This is a genomic window from Ancylomarina sp., from assembly GCF_041555295.1.
GTDB lineage: Bacteria > Bacteroidota > Bacteroidia > Bacteroidales > Marinifilaceae > Ancylomarina.
The window spans coordinates 1-4,384 of sequence record NZ_JBFFKR010000276.1; the positions used below are offsets into that span (position 1 = coordinate 1).

The window sequence follows — 4,384 nt, forward strand, 5'->3', positions numbered from 1 at the left end:
AGAGGCTATTGATGAAATGGAGATGCCACGTGATTTTTTCCTTCAAAAAGCCAGTCGGATTGCTCGTTTAGGTTCGGGTAGTGCGTCGCGTTCTGTGTTTGGGCAGTATGCTATTTGGGGCGATATGGAAGGTTATACCGAGAGCTCTAATTATTTTGCCATCCCTTTTAAGGGGAATGTTCATCCTATTTTTAGGGATTTACAGGATACGATTCTGATGATAGATTCATCGCCCAAGAAGGTTTCGAGTACAGCAGGCCATGGGTTGATGATTGATCACCCATATGCTGATGCTCGTTTTCAGCAAGCACGTCTTAATATGGCCGATTTAATGGACGTTTTAGAGGATGGTGATTTTGATAAGTTCACTCGTATTGTCGAGAATGAGGCTCTTAGTTTGCACGGGCTGATGATGAGTTCAAATCCATCGTACACTTTGTTAAAACCGAATACACTTATCGCCATTGAGCGAATTAAGAACTTTAGGGAAAAAACTCAAACACCCATTTGCTTTACTTTGGATGCTGGGCCTAATATTCATCTTTTGTACCCAAAGGCTGAGGAAAATGTTGTTCAGAGTTTTATTAAGCAAGAATTAATTGAACTTTTGGAAGAGGGTAAATATATTCAGGATGGCATGGGAAACGGACCTAAGAGAATTAAATAAGACTTTGAAATGAATCATAGACCTGAACAATATTACGCTAAAATATTACTCTTTGGGGAGTACGCTGTTCTATTTAATTCAATGGGATTGAGTATTCCGTACACCCATTTTAAAGGAGAGTTGAGTTTTATCGATGAAAATAAATATACCGATAGGCTTTTTGCTCGCCGATCGAATGAGGAGCTTCGAAAATTCTGTGAGTATATTCAAGAAAATCAGCTTGATACTTTTATCCACATTAAAGCTCTTAAGAAAGATGTTGCCAAAGGTTTATATTTCGAGTCGAGTATTCCCGAGAGTTATGGCTTAGGAAGCTCGGGGGCTTTATGTGCAGCTGTTTATAAAAAATACGCACATAAGGCCATTCCCAATAACCGCATCATCCGTGCCGAACAGATTACCGAATTGAAAACTTTATTCTCTCAGTTAGAATCAGGTTTCCACGGACAGAGTTCAGGCTTGGATCCCTTAAATTCCTACCTGAAATTACCTCTGTTGATTCACAATTCTAACAAAATAGAATTGGTGACTTTACCGGGTCGTAAATTTGGACAGGATAGTGCCATTTTTTTAGTTGACACCGATAAGCAAGGCAATACAGCGCCTTTGGTTAAGGCTTTTCTTAAATCATGCGAGCAGGAAGAATACTCAGAACAAATTAAGCAGGAGTTTATTCCGCTCAACAACAGCTGTATTCAAGAGCTTATAAAGGGTGAATCGACTCCTTTCTTTAATAATGTAGCTAAGCTTTCAAGCTTTCAGTTACAGCACTTTAAATCGATGATTCCTGATGAATTCCTGTCTATTTGGGAGTTGGGGCTCGATAATAAAATGTTCTCACTTAAACTTTGTGGCTCGGGAGGGGGTGGTTTTCTTTTGGGATTCACTCAGAACTACAGCCAAACACAAGAACTTCTTATGAGTAAAGGCCACAAAATCGTTACCGTGTACCAGAACAATTAAGCCTTTTATGTCGTAAAGCTAAAATCGTATCGAATGATGCTTTCCGTGCGAGCCTATGGTTTCATCCGACGATCACTCGTTGTATATACTGATCTTCTCTATTAGTTTGCCGACTTACTGAGTATCTTTTCTTAAGATTCGAATACAATATTGTGCTTGTCTTGTGAAGATGCTTACTTATCCTGCTTGTATTCTTACATTTCCGCACCTAATACTGATAAGATTATTAATCCGTTATGTCAGTCATACTACTAAAACTTTAAGACAGGCTATTCGAATAGTAAGTTATATAGTTAGGCTTATAAGATTGACTACTGGTTTAATTAGCAATTAATCTCGTTTAATCAGTTTTCTTAATCCACCAGCTATCGGAAGAAGGAAAAGGAACTCCTTCTTACTAGCAGTGAGTTCCTTTTGCCCTTATAACTTATCAGATATAGAAAAAGGAAGCAACTGGCTTCCTTTTCTGTTTTACGTAGAGACTTATTCAGCCTGTTTGGATATTTTATTTTTATAGAATTTGCTATTACGCTCGCGTTTGTATTTATGAGCATAGGCAGTTCGTTTGTCGGGCTGTTTTCTATAGGCAAAACGACCATAGGCGATTAATTCATCAATCTCTTCTTTAAGCATGCTATAGCACTTATCACGTAAGGTCAATAGTTCATCTTTCACATACATTCGGCCATTATACCCACCAAGAATATGAGCTATTCTACTGGCTTCGTCTGCAGCTTTTTCGCACTTGCTGGTGTCGAAATGAATAGCCTCTAATGGCTCTTTATTGGCTCTACCAAGTACCGCTAAGCCTGCCAGATCTTGAATAGCCTTGGCATGACTGCGACCTTTCTTTATCGCACGAACTTTTTTCATAAGCCGTTCATCATCTCGGTATGCAAAGTTCATGGCCTCTATCAACTCGCTACGAAGCGCATATAAATTTACGGATTCTATTTTCCAGATTTCCTTCGCTTTTTGTTTCTCTGTTTTTTGTTCTTCCCAATTTACTTGCGCAGTGCGAAGCTTTGAGGTGATTATTTTTATTCTATCCAATATATTTGGAGGCATGCCAACCGCAACAAGATCCTGTAAATCGATGCTTCCTCTGGTGTGCAAACTATCGGCTTCGTGCAGAAAAATGGCTACGGGTGTTTCTATAGGTTTAATTCTATCGGGAGGCAGTTCCTGTATTTCATTCGTGATAACTGATAGATCATCTTGGTTTGACATTGGGGTATAATTTAAAACTGATGTAAAAAGCCTTCTCTCTTATTCCTGATCACAACTCCAGCGCTTTATTATGATTTTGCTTATCAAAATCAGGATCTAATTTATAAATTTATTGTGGAAAGGTAAAATGATGATCTTGAAACTAATTATACTAATGCTGAAATAATTAATAGTTTTTTTATGAATTGTAGGATTTCGATTCAAAATAAATCCCGATCTGCTGATGCAAATCGGGATTGTTGTTTTTATGTGTCTAATGATTTATTTCAATTTCGCTTTTCTTCTGCGTTGCGCTCTAAAATAGAGGAACTGTGAGCGCAGGCTGTATACCCCACCAACAATTACAAAAAGGAATATGATTTGTTTGCGTCCCAGGCTAAATTCGGCTACTAAGCCCTTTGTTAGCATCACAGCTGACATCACGACTAAAAGAAGAGTCAGAACACCTGCCAGGTGACCGATTACGGAATTCTCATTTTTAATACCATTGGTGAAAGAGAACAGAATTAGTCCAAATACAGCTGGAATTAGAGCTGTGTATTGCAAGTCACCAAGCTCTAGATATCTCATAATAAAACCGAAAGAACCTAATAGGATTAAAAGGAAGGCGTAAAATTTATTGATGTTATGTGCTTTGTCCATGATTGAATGTTTTTATTTATTTAGAATGAATAAAAATACAAAATAATTCAATTCATACAACAAAGGATCTCGTATTTGTGAATAAGGAGTACCAAACGCTTAAAAATAAGAAAGGCTGTTCGTAATGAACAGCCTTTCTTGGACAACCTTAAAACTCAACCATGAATTGATTATCGAGCCTTAACTACTAGGAATTTTGAAGACTTCCAAAATTCGTCAACATTAGTAATGGTAATACCTTTACCTTCTTCAAACTTATAAGAGCTTTCAGAGTGAGTAGTTACCAAAGTAATCTTCTTTCCTTCAACAGGAATCAAAGTAGTCTCAGTGATATCAATTTTTTCAAATTCTTTTGTATCTGCATTCTCGTTTAAAACTGTAGCAGCGGCGATTCCGATGATACCACCTTTTTTAGAGATTAAATTTTTATCTTTTAGCTCAGAGTTAGAACCTACTACATAGTAAGCAGTGTTCATTGAAGTTGTTCTTTCGCTAATAGTTTGAGCTTGATCAGCATTTACAGTAGTTAACTCGGTAACTACAGTATTTAATTTAGTAACGTTTTCGTTTAATCCTTCAACTTTAATGTTAAGGTTAGCAACTTGCTCTGTTAAAGCAGCAATATCAGCTTCTTTCTGAGCATTATCAGCTTTCAAACGATCAGTTAATTTTCTCAACTTAGAGTTTTGGTACCAGCTACCTTTAAGTTTCTTGTCTAAATCAGCAATCTTAGCTTTGTTCTGCTCAAGTAAGTTGTTGATAGCAGCGATGTTTTGTGAAATTTTTTGTTTTTGAGATTTTGTAGGAGTCTCAGAAGCAACAGCTACAATATTCTCTTTTTCTTTGATGATCTCAAGATTCTCTTCGATAGAGTTTAAAGTA

Annotated in this window: 4 protein-coding genes and 1 pseudogene; 2 read left to right on the top strand and 3 right to left on the bottom strand. The window is 37.1% G+C overall.

What is annotated here, in order from left to right; genetic code table 11:
* A pseudogene (locus ABY905_RS14470) lies at positions 1-667 on the top strand (diphosphomevalonate/mevalonate 3,5-bisphosphate decarboxylase family protein); the annotation flags it as partial.
* A 9-nt stretch (positions 668-676) separates the two neighbouring features.
* Positions 677-1,630, top strand: coding sequence for a mevalonate kinase (locus ABY905_RS14475; RefSeq protein WP_372645118.1), 954 nt, complete (start codon positions 677-679; stop codon positions 1,628-1,630).
* 483 nt (positions 1,631-2,113) lie between these two features.
* On the opposite strand, the gene ABY905_RS14480 is transcribed toward ABY905_RS14475, so the two are convergent.
* From ABY905_RS14480 to ABY905_RS14490, 3 genes are all read right to left on the bottom strand, one after another.
* On the bottom strand, positions 2,114-2,860 hold the full coding sequence (locus ABY905_RS14480; RefSeq protein WP_372645120.1) for a hypothetical protein: 747 nt from the start codon (positions 2,858-2,860) through the stop codon (positions 2,114-2,116).
* Positions 2,861-3,121: 261 nt separating this feature from the next.
* On the bottom strand, positions 3,122-3,502 hold the full coding sequence (locus ABY905_RS14485) for a hypothetical protein (protein ID WP_372645122.1): 381 nt from the start codon (positions 3,500-3,502) through the stop codon (positions 3,122-3,124).
* A gap of 170 nt (positions 3,503-3,672) precedes the next feature.
* Positions 3,673-4,384, bottom strand: a 712-nt coding sequence (locus ABY905_RS14490) for a hypothetical protein (protein ID WP_372645124.1), incomplete at its 5' end; no start/stop codon positions are given.

Coding starts and splice junctions, on each gene's coding strand:
- ABY905_RS14475 (WP_372645118.1), top strand. CDS start 677: ATGAATCATAGACCTGAACAATATTACGCTAAAATATTACTCTTTGGG.
- ABY905_RS14480 (WP_372645120.1), bottom strand. CDS start 2,860: ATGTCAAACCAAGATGATCTATCAGTTATCACGAATGAAATACAGGAA.
- ABY905_RS14485 (WP_372645122.1), bottom strand. CDS start 3,502: ATGGACAAAGCACATAACATCAATAAATTTTACGCCTTCCTTTTAATC.